At 41.4% G+C, this 17,405-nt stretch carries 7 protein-coding genes, 1 tRNA gene and 2 pseudogenes; 7 read left to right on the top strand and 3 right to left on the bottom strand.

Annotation, left to right across the window (positions count from 1 at the left end; translation table 11 throughout):
- Window positions 1-296: 296 nt before the first annotated feature.
- Entirely contained in the window at window positions 297-1,376 is a 1,080-nt protein-coding gene (locus L8106_RS07385) for a PIN/TRAM domain-containing protein (RefSeq protein ID WP_009783621.1), read from the bottom strand.
- 287 nt (window positions 1,377-1,663) lie between these two features.
- Here L8106_RS07385 and hemW point away from each other — a divergent pair, with 287 nt between their 5' ends.
- The 3 genes from hemW (at window position 1,664) to L8106_RS07370 (ending at window position 4,009) form a co-directional block, all read left to right on the top strand.
- Window positions 1,664-2,905 (top strand): radical SAM family heme chaperone HemW, encoded by a 1,242-nt coding sequence (gene hemW / locus L8106_RS07380; protein ID WP_039895692.1) that lies wholly within the window; start codon window positions 1,664-1,666, stop codon window positions 2,903-2,905.
- A gap of 566 nt (window positions 2,906-3,471) precedes the next feature.
- Window positions 3,472-3,753, top strand: a complete 282-nt coding sequence (locus tag L8106_RS07375; RefSeq protein WP_009783619.1) for a DUF1830 domain-containing protein — start codon at window positions 3,472-3,474, stop codon at window positions 3,751-3,753.
- A gap of 179 nt (window positions 3,754-3,932) precedes the next feature.
- A tRNA-Met gene (locus L8106_RS07370) sits at window positions 3,933-4,009 on the top strand.
- 146 nt (window positions 4,010-4,155) lie between these two features.
- Here L8106_RS07370 and tnpA read toward each other — a convergent pair.
- Window positions 4,156-4,543 (bottom strand): annotated as a pseudogene (tnpA, locus tag L8106_RS07365) (IS200/IS605 family transposase); the annotation flags it as partial.
- Window positions 4,544-4,608: 65 nt separating this feature from the next.
- Here tnpA and L8106_RS34420 point away from each other — a divergent pair.
- From L8106_RS34420 to L8106_RS29420, 3 genes and pseudogenes are all read left to right on the top strand, one after another.
- Window positions 4,609-4,734 carry a helix-turn-helix domain-containing protein gene (locus L8106_RS34420; protein ID WP_232228439.1) on the top strand — a complete coding sequence of 42 codons (126 nt, stop codon included), beginning with the start codon at window positions 4,609-4,611 and terminating at the stop codon, window positions 4,732-4,734.
- A 24-nt stretch (window positions 4,735-4,758) separates the two neighbouring features.
- Window positions 4,759-5,895: pseudogene (locus tag L8106_RS07360) on the top strand (RNA-guided endonuclease InsQ/TnpB family protein); the annotation flags it as partial.
- A gap of 106 nt (window positions 5,896-6,001) precedes the next feature.
- A complete protein-coding gene (locus tag L8106_RS29420; RefSeq protein WP_009783616.1) occupies window positions 6,002-7,540 on the top strand; it encodes a hypothetical protein in 1,539 nt (512 codons plus the stop codon).
- A gap of 39 nt (window positions 7,541-7,579) precedes the next feature.
- Here the strand turns inward: L8106_RS29420 and L8106_RS07350 are convergent, their stop codons facing one another.
- Window positions 7,580-15,298 (bottom strand): tandem-95 repeat protein, encoded by a 7,719-nt coding sequence (locus L8106_RS07350; protein WP_009783615.1) that lies wholly within the window; start codon window positions 15,296-15,298, stop codon window positions 7,580-7,582.
- A gap of 596 nt (window positions 15,299-15,894) precedes the next feature.
- Between L8106_RS07350 and L8106_RS07345 the strand changes: the two genes are divergently transcribed.
- A complete protein-coding gene (locus L8106_RS07345) occupies window positions 15,895-17,367 on the top strand; it encodes an MBOAT family protein (RefSeq protein WP_009783614.1) in 1,473 nt (490 codons plus the stop codon).
- The last annotated feature ends 38 nt before the right edge of the window (window positions 17,368-17,405 follow it).

The raw sequence follows: 17,405 nt of genomic DNA, 5'->3' as shown, positions 1-17,405 counted from the left end.
ATCTGATCAAGTTCAAACTCTGCTCCAAAATTTAGCAATAGTGAGCTGCTAAATGAAATACTTAAATATTTGCGATCGCTTGAGTGGCAGGGGAGCCAGGGAAGCAGAAGAAGCAAGGGAAGTCCAGAAAATGAGCGGTATCATTATTTTTTCAATTTTATATAAGATACCATTTTAAGCTGGTTTGAGCAGATCTTCGCACAAAAAACACGACGATCAGGTGGGATTGCCGTGTCTTTGGGGGGTTGTTTTTCGTATGGTTTCCCGGATTCAAGATTCACCAATTGAAGTCAACCCTAAGCCATAACAGATTGTTCAGGTCGAGCAAAAATCATCCGTCCCGCCGAAGTTTGTAAAGAACTGGTGACAATAACTCTCACCTGATCACCAACATAATCACTTCCGGCTTCTACAACAACCATTGTGCCATCTTCGAGGTAGCCGATGCCTTGAGAGGGTTCTTTTCCTTCTTTGCGGATTTTCAAGTCTAGACCATCTCCCGGTAAATAGTTGGGGCGTAACGCTTGAGTTAAGTCGTTAATATTCAATACCGAGATTTGCTGCACAGTTGCCACTTGAGACAAGTTATAGTCATTGGTTAGCAATGTGGCATTGATATCTAGAGCGAGTCGCACCAGTTTAGCATCAACAGTTTGTACATCTTCGTAATCTGCTGAATGAATTTGAATGCGATCCGGATAATTTTCTCGAATTTGATTTAAGATTTCTAATCCTCGGCGTCCACGCGCTCGTTTTTGGTCATTGGCTGCATCTGCCACCAGTTGCAACTCTTGTAAAATAAAGCCCGGGACTAAGATTTGTCCTTCGAGAAAGCCTGTTTCTAACAACTTCTCAACTCGACCGTCAATAATACAACTCGTATCGAGAATTTTGCTGGAGGCTGGTTTAAGTGTACCCTCAGCGATGAGCATACTTTCTAGACTATTCGGGTTTAGCAGTCGTAAAAAGGCTCGTCCGTGTGTATCGGCGAGGTTTACTCCGGTAAAACCTAACATGACACTGAATAATACAGCGACTAACGGCTTGATAAAGCCAAATTCTCTCGGAATTGGCAACAGAAATAAGGGTGCTAGCATCAGGTTCGCCACTAATAGCCCAATGACTAAGCCAATGGCACGAGTCAGCAGCACGTCAATGGGCATCTGTCGGACTTGCTCTTCGAGTCGGCGATAGGTGGTTTGAACCACTAAGCCTAGCACTCCTCCGATGAGGGCTGTGAATGCAGCCGTCACTGATCGCAGTCCCTCGATATTGGTGACTTGCTCCAGTACATTGTAAGGAAGCAGTTCAATACCATAGAAGCCCATTCCTGCGCCCGCTAGGATGAATAGAATGATAATGATGGCATCTAGCATTGCTTTAGGCTAATGGAATTGGATAGGGATTTTCCAATAGGAATTTCCACAAGTTTTCGTTCTATTATATCGTTCAATCAAACTTTACTGTTTTCCTGATCGTCTTTCGGTAAACCCTACAATTTTTTCAGGATGATCAGACTATTTTTTTTGATCAATCGGCTGTACCATCAATCCTTTTGAGGATCATGACTGAGCTTGAATCGGATTATCCCACAATGGGTTTGAGTTTGAGGATAATAGATTGAGTGAAATTTTGTTAATGCCAGCGGCAAAACATTCTTGAGATGGTAAACTCCCCTATTTTCTCAATTCCAACCTCAGCTTATCTTCATATCCCCTTCTGTCGTCGTCGATGCTATTACTGTGATTTTGCGGTGTCTGTTGTCGGCGATCGCAAACGGGGTGAAAATTCGACTTGGATACAACAGTATGTCGATGTGTTGTGTGAGGAAATTACTCAAGCCCCTGTCGAAGATCAGCCTCTAGAAACGATTTTTTTTGGTGGGGGAACCCCTTCGCTGTTATCGGTGAGTCAGTTGGGTCAAATTCTTGATAGACTTGAGCAACGTTTTGGGATTGATGCTGAGGCTGAAATCTCGATGGAAATGGACCCTGACACGTTTGATCTTCATCGGTTACAAGGATTTATCAATTTAGGGATCAATCGAGTCAGTTTGGGTGTACAAGCCTTTCAAGATGAACTTTTACAAGCTTGTGGGCGATCGCATACGGTGGCTGATGTTTGGAAGGCTATTGATTTCATTCACACTGCCGGAGTTTCTAATTACAGTCTGGATCTGATTTCGGGTTTACCTCATCAAACTCTAGAACTTTGGCAACAGTCTGTAGAGCAGGTTTTAACTCTCAATCCCCCTCATATTTCCCATTATGATCTGATTGTGGAACCCAAAACGGTTTTTGGACGATATTATTCGCCGGGAGAGTCACCGCTACCGACGGATGAAAGTACAACGGCGATGTATCGTTGGGCGCAAAAAATCCTCACTCAAGCGGGTTATACTCACTATGAAATCTCGAATTATGCCCAACCGGGTATGCAGTGTCGCCATAATTTAGTGTACTGGCATTGTCAGCCTTACTACGGGTTTGGAATGGGGGCTGCCAGTTATTTACAGGGATATCGTCTCACTCGCCCTCGACAGACTCAACTTTATCATCAGTGGGTACACTCTGAAGATCAAATGCAAGATGCCGAATGGGTTAATCGTGCTTGTGATCAGTTACTTGAAAGCTTAATGTTGGGGTTAAGGTTGTCTGAAGGACTGAATTTAAGGAGTTTGAGTCAACGATTTGGACAACAAACGGTTAAAGATATTCTCTATTGTTTGCATCCCTATCAAGAACAAGGATGGGTAGAAGTTGTAGCGATGGATGGGGAGTCTGATCTGGCGATTTCTGGCTTTCTGAGATTAACTGATCCAGAAGGCTTCTTATTTTCTAATACAATTTTAGCTAGCCTATTTCACTATTTTACGGATTCTGAGATTTCTTACCAGTACAGTTGAGGGATATTTTAACCCAAACAGTTTGGTCTTCAGACTCGAATCTAGTCTTTAATAAATTCTTTATAGAAAAAAAAATACAAAGTAAAAATTTGTATAATAGCTAATTGTAACTTATACAACTCCCCTGCTGAGAGAGGATGGCTGATCATAGATCTCTAACTCAAGTTAGATTTATCAAACTTATCTTGCAAAAAGGCTTTAACAAGCAGTAGAATTGGGATAAGGAATTGACCTAAACACAAAGTTAAGATGTAAAGGATCAAGACAGCGAGATGGGTCAACTCCAGAGTTAGCGAAAAAAAATTGAGTGCAATCTACTTCTATAGAAAATTGATCGGGTTAAGCAAAATTCGGACAGATCGGCTGAAAAGCTGCGAGCCTGTCCGTTTAAGTTAAAAGCCAACTAACCAAATGGATAAAGCTGGCTTTTTTTGACGCTAGAAAAGGAAAGGATATTTTGTAGATTTTCAAGCGTCTCAGAAATTTCTAGATGATTGGGGATCATACCTCAGTAAAATGAGGAAAGGGTGTCTGATAAAAACAACATTTGAAATGAGGATTTCACAATGACATTAACATTGGATCAATTGCCTGCAAGTTATGGGATCAAGAAACTTTGCTGCTATTTTAACGAGAGTGACAAAGTACAGGTTGTGCGGATTAGTAATATTCAAAATTGGTATTTAGAACGAGTTGTTTTTCCTCAAGAAGACTTTCTATTTGAAGCCCCTTCAAAAGCGGAGTTAGAAGTCTATCAAGATGCGACTGAGGGAGTACAATTACTAGCCAAGCATTCCTGCTCTAGCCTGCTAGTTGAAGAAGGCCATGAGTCGAAATCCGCCAGCTAAATTCTTAGCGTCCTAACTTAAAATGTGATCGCGTCTCTCCCTGTGTCTTCTGTTGATGCAAGAGAAGCGCGATTGCTCAAAAGCTTAACAGGATTGGAGTTGAGGAAGACTCAATCAATTGATTTGAATTAGGGGGTTGTCAGTTTGGTGTTGATCAGGTTATAGTAATAGAAGTGCGACGCGGGGTAGAGCAGTCTGGTAGCTCGTCGGGCTCATAACCCGAAGGTCAGTGGTTCAAATCCGCTCCCCGCCACCAATAACAACAGTTTACCAAAAAAGCCCAAAAGCAAGAAATCGCTGAGGGCTTTTTTGGATCAGAGATGAACGATTTGAGCGGCAGTCCCCACCCGAGCGCAAAGCGGGGTGGGGAAGGATAGCGATTTCTAGGAACTTGCTTGGTGCGCGGATATATTTTTTAAGAACTTCAATTGGTGCGCCGCCGCAAGAGGCAACATAATACGAGTTCGACCAAAACGAAACTTTACCCCAGTAATGCTTTTCAACTTCTACAGGAAATTCTTTTTTAAGCATTCTCGCACTCGAACTTTTTAAACTTCCAACAACCGCAGCGATTGAGTTTCTCGGATGGAAGTCTAACAAAATATGGATATGGTCAGACTCTCCATTAAACTCAATCAACTGACATCCCATTTTATTTGACACTTGCTCAACCATTTCTTTTAGTCGGTTGAGCATTTCTGTGTTTAAAACCCTTTTTCGGTAATGGGTCACAAAAACAAAGTGCAACCGCACACGCTCATATGCTGTGAGAACCTTTTCTGATAGACATATTGATAGACTGTACCTGCGTAACTATAATAAGTAACCATAAAAATAACAGAAGGTCGATATGTTATGGCTACCAAACGAGTAACATTCCGCTTGTATCCAACTAAAACACAAGCCAATAAAATGCACTATTGGCGGAAGCTGCATTGTGCTTTGTATAATGCTTGTGTGGAACACCGGAAAACATCTTAAAAACGATTCAATAAGTCGGTTAGTTACTATGACCAACAGAATTGTTTGCCAGAGTTCAAAGAATTCTGGACAGATTATAAAGAACTGGGTAGCCACGCATTGCAAGACACTGTTAAACGAGTTGATTTAGCTTTTCAACGCTTCTTCAAACTTAGGTCTGGGTATCCTAAATTCAAAAAAAGTCGGCGTTACAAGGGATGGACATATCCTTGTAAAAGCGGATGGAAAGCTTTGACTGATGGTAAAAATGGTTTCTTGAAAATAACGAATTTGGGAACCCTTAAAATGCGAGGTCAAGCTAGAGATTGGGGAAAACCAAAAACCTGTACCATACTGTTTAAACAAGGGAAATGGTATGCGTCAATTACCGTTGATTGCGTCCCAACTCGTTATCAAACCGATCTTGGTGCAATTGGTTTAGACTTTGGAACCCATCACGCAATTGCCGACTCAAAGGGGAATATAACTGATCACCCCAGATTTGTTAAAGTTGCTCAACACCAAATCAACAAAATTGCTAAAACCAGTCGGAGAAAAAGACCTCCAAAGAGAGGGGTTAAAGCTTCGCGACGTTGGAGAAAAGCAAATCAAGCAATTGCCAGAATTCAGTCTAAAATCGCCAGACAAAGACAGAACTGGCAGCATCAAGTGTCTACACAAATCGTTAGCTGTAATAGCTTGGTAGCCACTGAAAAGTTAAACCTTAAAGGGATGACTCGCAAATCGAAGGGTAAAAACAAACGTCAAAAATCGGGACTGAATCGTTCATTGCTTGACGTTGGGATTGGGAATTTTAAGGATTTAATTAAATATAAAGTCACCGAAGCAGGTGGGTTTTATATTGAGATTCCAACCCAAAAAGTAAAGCCTTCACAAACCTGTCCTAATTGCGGTCATCAAAGAAAGAAAGCATTAGCAGATAGAGTTCATCATTGTGTCAACTGTGGGTTTCAGTGTGATAGAGACGTCGCAGCAGCAATGGTGATGCTTAATTACGCAAGCGGAAAATGCGGTCTTGGGGTGTCCCCAAGTGGAGCAATTTTCCAAGACAGGGGTATGGAACGTGCCTCTACAGACGCAGATGAGACAACCTCTACTTGTTTGGTTAGCGGTCTGAAAGTTTCTCAAGTGAAGCGTCAGAAACGCACATCTCAGCAATAGCGGATGTGCGTAGTTCATAGTACAGAGAATTTCCAGGAGAAACTTTGGCAGTCAGAAACGATCACGGTAAACTGGATGTAATTCTGTTGCTGTCTAAGTTAAAGCTATGCCCGGAGCCGATCTTCCACCCAACATCAATCCATCTGATCCCACTCCTTCAACAGATTCTCACCCTTTAGAGGCGAATGAGAGTTCCGCTCATCGGAGTCACTCACCAGAGGAAGAATGGGAAACTGTTAATTTACCGAATGCTATCAGTGTCGATCAGCTTCCCGTTACTCCCGAAAACAACATCTCAGAAGTTGTAGAGGAAAAGTTTGCTCTTGAGGAAGTCGAAATTCAACCGGGTGAAAGCGAAAATCCATCTCAGTTAATCCAAGCCTTACATGAGTGTAATCGGGATTTGATTAATCGAGTCACAGAACTTGAAATTGAACTTGATGAATGTCGAAAAGCATTACACAATCAAGATAGTCTATTCAATCAGCGGGTTCAAGAACTTGCGATTGCTCAAGATCAGGTAACTCGGTTGTTTGGGAAGCTAGAACTATCTAATCAAGTCATTCGCCGTCAACAAGTCTTAGTCGAAACCCTCACCCAACAATGGGAAACCAGCCAAACCCGCATGGCTCAGATGGAACGAGAATGTGCTTTGGCTCAACAGCGCTACAATGAACAATTCCATGAGTTGGTAGAAGCTCAAAATGCTTGTCGAGAATTGCGATCGCGTTTACACCGCCAGCAACGTCATACCCTTCAGTTTAAAGCGGCTTTAGAACGATGTTTAGAGATGCAACCGCGACAACAGCCCAATGATCAACACAATCAACCCAAGACCTATTTAAATTTACCAAAAATTGAACAGACCAGCCCAGGAGAAGATCCTCGAGAGTCTTTGGGGTTGGAACTTGACTCCCCTCCAATAGCAGTTTCGAGATCTCAACCAGTTCAACCGTGGTCAGCCGAATCGACAGACGATAATAATAGTGTAGAACGCCTCGATGAAATTGTTAGGCAAGAACAACACCTGGATCATTTTGACGAAGAAATGGTTTCAGAATGGTTAGAACTAGATGAACAGATCCCTCCTCATCTCCAGAACACCCCAGATGACTTATCCCAACAAGATTATTGGAGAGAAAATCAACCGAGTTTAGCCGCTTCTCAACTGTCAGAACTTCCCAATTTAGGCGAATTAGAAAACTATTGGTATCCAGATGATTCGGGAGAGACACCCTTAACGTCAAATCCCTTTGTAGAAACCTCTGAATCTGAGTTTGAATCTGAGTCAGAATCGGTTGAATCGACTCCTGTACAATCTTCTCCTCAGTTTATCGAAGATGAGTTGGATCGAATTCGGATGGAATATGCGTCCTCGACAATCCCTAGTTTTGAGTTAGATTCAGGGAAGTCAGGGTTTATTCCTTTCCCTGATCAACCGCTTGATCAATTGCATCGAGGTTCACAACCCCAGCAAACAGTTTCATCAACCTCGAAGACCTCCAATTGGCCCGCACCATTACTTCAACCGACTCGTCAGAAAAAATTGCGATCGTTAGCACGGGTTGAACTTCCGAGATTTTCCCAATCTTCGCCTGTAGACCAAGAGGTGATGGCTTCTAACAGTGAGGGTGAACCGTTTTGAATTTTTTGAGGGGCGCGGTCGTTTGCGCCCTTTCTTCGCTTAGATCAGGAGATCTGAACGAATAATTACCGTTGCATCAACTTCCAGTAAAGTCGCGATAATTTGACTATTAATGGTAATCGTTGTGTTGTCACCCTCGGGGTTAATTTGCAATTGGGAAATTGTTAACCCTTCTGCTAAAACTAACTTATCCTGACCCACTTGAAAATCGGTTATCCAGTCTGAACCGGAATCAAGTTCTAGGACAAAATAGTTGTTTCCTTCCCCACCTGTTAGGGTATCATTACCCTCACCACCTACTAAACTATCATTGCCCATTTCTCCCAACAGCAAATCATCGCCGCTACATCCTTTCAACAGGTCATCATCTTTACCGCCATGTAGGGTATCGTTATCCTCTCCTCCACAGAGAGTATCTTGACCTTCATCACCGAATAACAGGTCATTTCCAACCCCACCAGAGAGTTGATCTTGTTGACCATTGGCGCCGACAGAGGGAGAATTACCATTATCGATTTGATCACCGCGTAAAGTATCATTACCTTCCCCTCCACAAAGGCTATCATTGCCAATATCGCCGAACATCATATCATTTCCGGCTTCACCCCATAGCCAATCATTCTGTTTACCGCCATGAACCGTATCGTCACCCACTCCCGCAACTAAGGTATCGTTGGCTTCGTTACCATCCATGAAGTCATTTCCTTCACCGCCAAATAGCCAATCTTCTCCGTTGGTATCGCGTGTGGGGTCATCTGGGAGGTTATTAGTTCCGCCGAGAACGGTATCATTTCCCATATCCCCAACAACAGTATCATTACCCTGTTCACCCATTACCCAATCATCATCTTTACCCCCGAAAGCTTTGTCATCGTCTTTCCCACTGTAAAGGGTATCTTGACCGAAACTTCCGACTAACCAATCTTCATTTTCATCACCAAACAGAATATCTTGGTCGCCGCTATTCCCAATAGGTTCTAAACCGCTAGGCCCACCAATCAGGGTATCTTTACCGAGTTCACCGTATAGGGTATCATTTTCCGTGGAACTGAAGACTAAATCATCACCCAAGCCTGTATAGATGAGATTATTTCCGTCTCCCGAAACCAGGGTATCGTTTCCCGCAGAAGCAGTAATCACATCATCGTTAACAGTCCCCACCAACAAGTCCGCTTCATTGGTACTGTTTAAATTGCTAGCTGTTACTTCTGGGGGAGTCGGGAGAATTGTTTCGCCGAGTTGAGGGGGTTCAGGACACTGACAACATTCGGTATCGATAGTTCCTTGGGCGTTAACCGTAATTGTAACAGTCGCAATATTGGATAAGTTGCCATCTTGGTCTTTAACGGTGTAGGAAAAACTATCTGAACCAATGTATTCAGAATTGGGGGTATAAGTCAGAGTACCGTTTTGATTGTTAACGACTGTACCTTGGTTGGGTTCGCTGACAACTACAACACTACCGGGGTTTAAGGGGTTATCATCTTTGTCATTTTCGAGAACATCAATGACAACAGTGGTGTCTTTCGGCGTATTGGGGGTATCATCGACAGCAACGGGAGGTTGATTATCAACAGGAACCGTTGGAACAGGAACGAAAGGAACAGAAGGGGTGGGCGGTGTATCGACATCTCGGAAGTCAGGGATACCATCATTGTCTGTATCCGGAAGGGGAGGGGTATCGCTATTGCCAAAACCACCATCATTATTGTCAACTGCGTTGGGAATACCGTCACTGTCGTTATCCGCCCCATCGAGGCGACCATCACCGTCGGGGTCAGTTAAACCGACTTCGATAATATCGTTAGTTCCATCGTTGTCACTGTCGAGGTCTTGATAGTCGGGGGTTCCGTCGTTGTCGGTGTCTGGTGTGGGAGTTCCGCCACTATTACCAAAACCGCCATCATTATTGTCAACGATATCGGGAATACCGTCATTATCAATATCCCCCCCACCAATAACCCCATCGCCATCGGGGTCAGGTGAACCGCCTTCGATAATATCGTTTATTCCGTCGTTGTCGCTATCAAGGTCACGGAAGTCTGCGACACCATCATTATCGGTATCAGGGGGAATATTTGCTGTTCCTCCATTATCAGGGTCAACGCTATCGGCTAACCCATCGCCGTCTGTGTCGGTATTCGCCCCATCAATTAACCCATCGTTATCGGTGTCTGTTCCTCCGGCTTCGATGACATCGTTAATTCCGTCGTTGTCGCTGTCGAGGTCTTGAAAGTCGGAGGTATTATCGCTATCGGTATCAACGGGAGTGTCGGGTTGACCGTCGCCATTGTAATCGACTTGACCGGACTCGGGAGGGTTTTCTATACTATCTGCAAAACCATTGTTACCAAAATCATTAGTGGGGTCAATAACGCCATCTCCATCGGTATCGAGTTGACTGGCTTGGTCGAGAGGAAGTCCACTTTCGTAAAGGTCGGGAATACCATCGTTATCGCTGTCGAGGTCGAGAACATTGGGAATACCATCGCCGTCTTTGTCTCCCTCCCCTTCATCGGTATCGAGAATAGCGTCATTATCATCATCTAAGTCGTTAATATCAGGAATTCCATCCCCATCACTATCAATATCTGGCGTAACGACAGTAATATCAACTGTACCCGTAACCGTATTCACCCCATCGCTGACGTTATAGCTAAACTCACCCAAGTCATCGCTACCGTTGTAGTTGTCGGGGGCGTTATAAACCAGTCCTTCTAGTTCTTCGGGAGTTAGGCTATCGCCCTGATTAACAACTGTTCCATCTGTTTTGGTAATGCTTCCCAGTGTGGGTATTGAAGAAATGGTAATGGTTAAATTGTCATTTTCGAGGTCAGTTGGGGCGCTGAGTCCAAGGTTGTTATTGTCACTGGTGACATCGACTCGAATACTGTTACTCGCAACCGTTGGAGGTTGGTTCGTGGGCGTTTCAAAACCACCGTCGCCATCGGGAAGGGTATCAATACTATCGGGAACACCATCCCCATCGCTATCTGTCGGGTCATCAATTTGACCATCTCCATCAACATCGGGGGTTCCTTCTCCTGTCGGGAGTCCCGCTTCTACTCGGTCAGGAGTCCCATCGTTATTGCTGTCAATTTCTTGATAGTCGGGTGTTCCGTCTCCATCTGCATCCGGTAGGGGGTCGTTGTTGGCGTCGCTGAACCCGTCGTTTTCATCAATAACATCAAGAATACCATCCCCATCACTATCGGAACCGTCAACAATACCGTTCCCATCTGTATCGACCACTGCGGGGTCTTGTCCGCCTTCGATGAGGTCGGAAATACCATCGTTATCGCTATCGAGGTCACGGAAGTCTGCAACACCATCATTATCAATATCGGGAATAGTAACCGCAGTCCCCCCGTTATCGGGGTCAACCGCATCCGCTAACCCATCGCCATCTGTATCAATATTCGCCCCATCAATTAACCCATCCCCATCGGTGTCTGTTCCTCCCGCTTCAATAACGTCGGGAATACCATCGTTATCACTATCGAGGTCTTGGAAGTCGGGAACCCCGTCTTTGTCGGTATCAATGGGGTCATCGGGTTGACCATCGCCGTTGAGGTCGAGTTCACCGGAGTCTGGGGTCGTTTCCAAACTGTCAATAACGCCGTTTGTCCCAAAGTTGTTAGTCGGGTCAATAACGCCGTCGCCATCGGTATCGAGTTGGTTAATTTGGTCGGGGGTGAGTCCACTTTCATTGAGGTCGGGAATACCATCGTTATCGCTATCGAGGTCTAGACTGTCTGGGATACCGTCTCCGTCTGTGTCTCCGTCGCCTTCGTTGCTATCGAAAATTCCGTCGTTATCATCATCGAGGTCATTAATATCAGGAATTCCATCCCCATCGGTATCTGTATCAGGGTTAATAATGTCAATATTTACAGTACCGGGAACGGTATTAACCCCATCACTCACGTCATAACTAAAGCTTCCTAATTCATCTGTACCGTTGTAATTTTCTGGGGTGTCATAAAGCAGTCCTGCGAGTTCTTCGGGAGTGAGAATATCATCAACATTAACAGGTGTACCATCTGCTTTGGTAATGGTTCCTAAGTTGGGTAAAGTGGTAACAGTTATCGTCAGATTATCACCATCCTCATCGGTTGGGGCGGTTATTTCTAACTCGTTATCTTGGCTATTATTATTAACCCGAACACTGTTATCAGAAACTTCGGGAGGATTATTGGTTGTTGTTCCGATATTAATATTAACAGTTCCAGGTGTATCCGCGTAGCTATTTCCATCAAACCCATTCCAGCCAAAACTGGTATCTCCGTTAAAGTTTTCATTCGGAGTAAAGACTAAATTTCCTAACTGTGTAACCTCTATTTCATCCTCAGCATTTACTGGATTTCCATTCAGAGTTAGGCTTCCATTTTCTGGGGGTGAAGTGATTTGAATTTTCGTTAGACTATCACCATCTGTGTCAGAAAATTGATTGGTAAAATCATCCGCAGTAAAGGGAATTATGTTATCTTCTGTTCCGGTTTTGCTAATGTTGTTAACTGTGGGAACATCGTTAACTTCTCCGATATTAATATTGACGGTTCCAGGTGTATCGGCGTAGCTGGTTCCATCAAAGCCATTCCAGCCAAAACTGGTATCTCCGTTAAAGTTTTCGTCCGGTGTAAAGACTAAATTTCCTAACTGTGTAACCTCTATTTCATCCTCAGCATTTACTGGATTTCCATTCAGAGTTAGGCTTCCATTTTCTGGGGGTGAAGTGATTTGAATTTTCGTTAGACTATCACCATCTATATCAGTAAATTGACTGGTAAAGTCATCCGCAGTAAAGGGAATTATGTTATCTTCTGTTCCGGTTTTGCTAATGTTGTTAACTGTGGGAACGTCGTTAACTTCTCCGATATTAATATTGACGGTTCCAGGTGTATCGGCGTAGCTGGTTCCATCAAAGCCATTCCAGCCAAAACTGGTATCTCCGTTAAAGTTTTCGTCCGGTGTAAAGACTAAATTTCCTAACTGTGTAACCTCTATTTCATCCTCAGCATTTACTGGATTTCCATTCAGAGTTAGGCTTCCATTTTCTGGGGGTGAAGTGATTTGAATTTTCGTTAGACTATCACCATCTATATCAGTAAATTGACTGGTAAAGTCATCCGCAGTAAAGGGAATTATGTTATCTTCTGTTCCGGTTTTGCTAATGTTGTTAACTGTGGGAACGTCGTTAACTTCTCCGATATTAATATTGACGGTTCCAGGTGTATCGGCGTAGCTGGTTCCATCAAAGCCATTCCAGCCAAAACTGGTATCTCCGTTAAAGTTTTCATTCGGAGTAAAGACTAAATTTCCTAACTGTGTAACCTCTATTTCATCCTCAGCATTTACTGGATTTCCATTCAGAGTTAGGCTTCCATTTTCTGGGGGTGAAGTGATTTGAATTTTCGTTAGACTATCACCATCATCGTCAGTAAATTGACTGGTAAAGTCATCCGCAGTAAAAAGAATGGTATTGTCTTCTGTTCCCGTTTTACTAATATTATTAACGGTGGGAGTGGTATTAGTCGTAATATTAACAGTAACAGAACCATTTCCTGTTAAAGCTAATGGATTAGATGTACCTTGAACACCTGTATTCCCATCATTAATGGTATAATCAATCTGAACAGTAGTTGGTGAAGTTGAACCGTTATTTGAATAAGTAATTTGTTGGAGAACTTGATCAACTAAATCACCTGTTGCATCCGTATTAAAAGTTAGATTTAAAGTTCCATTACTATTCGTTGTAACCGTTCCAACTGAAACATCATTCAGAACAATATTTTCTCCTTCGGTTAAAGCACCTAATGTTCCACTATTACCAAAAACATCACCAGTATTTGCTCCACCATTTCTTTGTAAAGTAAGAGTAGCTCCACTGTAATTTGTATTATCAAGTTCGGGGTCAATAATCGTTGCATTAGCATCCAGAACGACAGCATCTCCGCCTATACTAAAAGTAGGAGTTCCATTAAGTTCGTTAAAACTGGGCGCATCATTAGCTTCCTCAATATTAATCGTTGTTGTTGCAGTATTTCCCTGATTACCATTAGCATCAGTCAGAAAAACCTGTACTTGTCGGGGGTCAGTATCTGGCGCGTCGCTAGTATTGTTGAACTGAATTGCTTCTAATGCTAACTCCCAATTTTCTGGGGTAATGTCAGCAGTTGCACTTAACGTTAGAACAATATTACCTGAAGTATTTGTAATTTGACTGGATGTTATTCCTGTTGGTAAAGTTTCAACAATTAATTCATCACCCTCTTTTGTATTTGCAATAGTGATTGTTGCGCTTCTAATCTGATTCGGTGTATCAAAATCTTTAATCAGAATATCTGCGGTTTCATCTGTTGGATTATTCGGTTCTACAATACCAATACCACCGCTATCTTCAGTGAATTCTGTTTCGTAGTTAGGACTACCTGCACCCGAATTATTATCACCATCTAAGTCAATTAATGGAATGACAAAAGGTGATAATTGAGTAGGATCACTCACACCATCATTATTAAATGTTGGTTGGTTATCATTGGTATTTGTGATTTCTGTAGCAGCTGGATTATTTTGATCATAGTTATTGATTTTATACAGTTTCGCTTGAGTATTGCTACTAACATATAGCTCTCCACCAGAAGCTGTCCAAGCAGCACCATAACCACCCGAATTATTTGCTAAACCAGATATCGTTTTTTGGGTAACTGTATTAGTGTTGATATCCCAAATATATAAATTGTTATCTCTGACTCCATAAAGAAAGTTATCGATGAGAACAAGATCGGCAACATTGACATTATCTGGTACATTATTATTTGGATCTGCAAAAGTGATAGTTGAAGCTGTGTTATTTGTCAGATTTACTCTTGTTAAATTTTGGGATTGATCTTGAATCCATAAGTAGCTTATATTATTAACACTATCATACTGAAATTCACCTGCATTATTTAAAGTTCCAGTTACTGTTATATTGAGATCTTCAATAGAACCATCAGAATTAATCCGAATAATTTTGTTGAGAATACTTACCTCAGTACCGACTCCATAAATAAAGTTATCTTGTGTATTAAAACCCGTACCATTATAAAATGATTGTTTTAGCCCTATATCCTCATATTCACCCGTCAGTGGATTTAATAATTTGAGTTGACCTGCAATAACTTGATAAAAAGCAGGTTGAGATGCAAACGGTTCAAGAACTTGATTCCATTGACTTTTAATGCAAGATTGAAATGGTAAATTGACCGAAAAATCAGCAGTTTTAATATCTAACTTCCAATCTCCTCCTAATGCTGAATGACCGATTTTATGAGTAGAGGCGGCGATTTCTGCACGGGTAATTTTGTGTAATTTTTCAATAAATTCAACGCCTGCATCTCCAACTGCAACATTACACCCATAAATTAAAATTGATGTAACTGACCAAGTTTTGACTTGATCTGTATAATATTCGAGAGTATCTAAACTTAACTGACTATTTCCTAGATATAAACACCCAGGTGAACCATGAGCAACAATATTAACTTCTGAATAGTTGTCTTTTGCTAGATATTGAGTAATTTGTTGAATTCCATCTGCTTCTGAATTGATGATTTTGACAGTAGTGTTGTCAATAATAGTTTGAACTAAATATTGATAATCTTGAACGTTTGAGTCAATAAAAACAATATTATTCATGGGTTTTAAGGATTGAGATGCACGCAGAGTATAAGCTTTATAAGAAACTGAATCAACAGCTTTATTTGATAGATACACGGTAGATACTCCTGGAGTTTGAATGAGTCTTTTGTTTGTCAATGAAGATTTTTTTATCAATCAATTATAGAGTTTACTTTCAACTCTATAACTGAATATTGAATAACTGTAGATGTCGTTCTTTTTTAAGATGAATGAGTTGATTGCTTACAACCAACGCTTGAAAATAAAATCCCTGATTAGAGTTAAGATGAAGTTAAAGAAAAAGTCCAACTGAGAACTTTATCCTTGATCAACTTCCCTGTCTTTCAATCTAGCATTTTAACGTGAATGTGTCCTGAGTAAATTCACAGAATTTTGATTGCATAATTTTTTTCAGATTTATCCGTAAGTTTACAGAGTTTGAGTCTTTTTTGAGAAAAAGTTAATTTTTATATCACTTTTTACATGGATGATAGGATTGAAATTGTGTGTACTTTACCGACTCTAGGGTAAGGAGTAACTGACAACTGCGGAAATTGACTAGAACCCCTAGTGACAAACCGTACCGTCGGACAAGCTCAAACTCACTTAACAATTGTTAGCGGAGAAATTTAAACGATTCTTAAAAGATGATACAAATATATTCTACCCCTAAAGTGAACAAAAATTAACCGATGACTTTTATCTCAGTTCCCTACGCTTTATTTTTACTCATTTTGTTTGGAGTTTACTGGATTGTTCCTTGGCAATCTTGGCGAATGCTGACTTTGTTGGTGGCAAGTCTGTTTTTTTATGCAACTTTACAAATTCAATATATTCCATTACTTATACTGTATATTTTGTTTAATTTTGGCTTGGCATTAGCCATCGGTGAACCCTTGGATTGGCGAATTGCGAATGAAGCTTGGAATAGTCGGCGTTTAATTCTCCTCTGGATTGGTATTATTTTCAATGTATTTTTATTGTTAGGCTTTAAGTATTTGCCGTTTATTTTTAATACTGTGGGAGAAACGTTAAAACTTCCGTTGTTTTTAGACCGTGCGACTTGGTTAGACAATAATCTTATTGCACCTCTCGGATTAAGTTTTTTCTGTTTTGAAATTATTGCTTATTTAATTGATGTTTATCGAGGCGCACCCGCAGCCAATTCTTTTCTAACGTTTACTTCTTATAAATTATTTTTCCCTAAATTAATTTCAGGGCCAATTACTCGCTATCATAATCTTGAATATCAACTCAAAAACTTAAAGTTTCCCATTCCTGAACAAATTGCTGATGGACTGTGGTTAATTGCGAGAGGGGCTGTAAAAAAAGGTTTATTTGCAGACAGAATTGGGATTTTAGTTGACTTAAGTTTTAGTAGTTTAGAACGGGCTGGGAGTGGAGATTTATGGTTAGCAACGTTTGCTTATGGACTCCAACTTTATCTTGATTTTAGCGGTTATATTGATTTAGCGAGAGGGAGTGCATTACTACTTGGATTAAGTCTTCCTGAAAACTTTGATGCACCTTATTTTACGACGAGTATTGCGGACTTTTGGCGACGTTGGCATATGACGTTAGGGGATTGGTTACGGAATTATTTATACTTTCCATTGGGAGGGTCTAGAGTCGGATTACTTCACACTTGTCTCAATCTATTAATTGTTATGTTAATCGCTGGAATTTGGCATGGTGCGGCTTGGGGTTTTATCGTTTGGGGAATTTTACATGGTATGGCTTTAGTTATTCATCGTTTGACAGATACTTTATCAAAACAATTTTCTATTCAAGAAGTTTGGAAAACATTTCCGGGTATAATTTTTTCTTGGTTTTTAACTCAATCCATGGTATTTTTTGCGTGGATATTTTTCCGGCTTCCCAATTTAAAAGATTCAGAGTTTGTGATGAAAAATCTATGGAATCATCCCGCTGATGTACAATTTGCCCATAAAGTTTATGTGGAATCATTAAGTTTAGAACGTATTAATGTCGTTTTTTTATTGGTTTCAGTTTTTGTTTTAATGGGGTTGTCTACTCTATTTAATCGAGGCTTGAAATTACAGTTAAGCTGGCCGATAAAACTGGTATTAGCCCCGATTTGTTTTCTGGCGGTTTGGTTACTGGCACCTGAAGGAGTTTTACCTTACATTTATTTTGATTTTTAAATACATAAACAACAATTAGGACGCAAGCCTTGCGCCCC

Source organism: Lyngbya sp. PCC 8106, from assembly GCF_000169095.1.
Classification (GTDB): Bacteria; Cyanobacteriota; Cyanobacteriia; order Cyanobacteriales; family Microcoleaceae; genus Capilliphycus.
Note: the sequence above shows the minus strand (reverse complement) of the source record. Positions and strands in the feature narration are given on the sequence as shown.

Coding starts and splice junctions, on each gene's coding strand:
- L8106_RS07385 (WP_009783621.1), bottom strand. CDS start 1,376: ATGCTAGATGCCATCATTATCATTCTATTCATCCTAGCGGGCGCAGGA.
- hemW (WP_039895692.1), top strand. CDS start 1,664: ATGGTAAACTCCCCTATTTTCTCAATTCCAACCTCAGCTTATCTTCAT.
- L8106_RS07375 (WP_009783619.1), top strand. CDS start 3,472: ATGACATTAACATTGGATCAATTGCCTGCAAGTTATGGGATCAAGAAA.
- L8106_RS34420 (WP_232228439.1), top strand. CDS start 4,609: ATGGCTACCAAACGAGTAACATTCCGCTTGTATCCAACTAAAACACAA.
- L8106_RS29420 (WP_009783616.1), top strand. CDS start 6,002: ATGCCCGGAGCCGATCTTCCACCCAACATCAATCCATCTGATCCCACT.
- L8106_RS07345 (WP_009783614.1), top strand. CDS start 15,895: ATGACTTTTATCTCAGTTCCCTACGCTTTATTTTTACTCATTTTGTTT.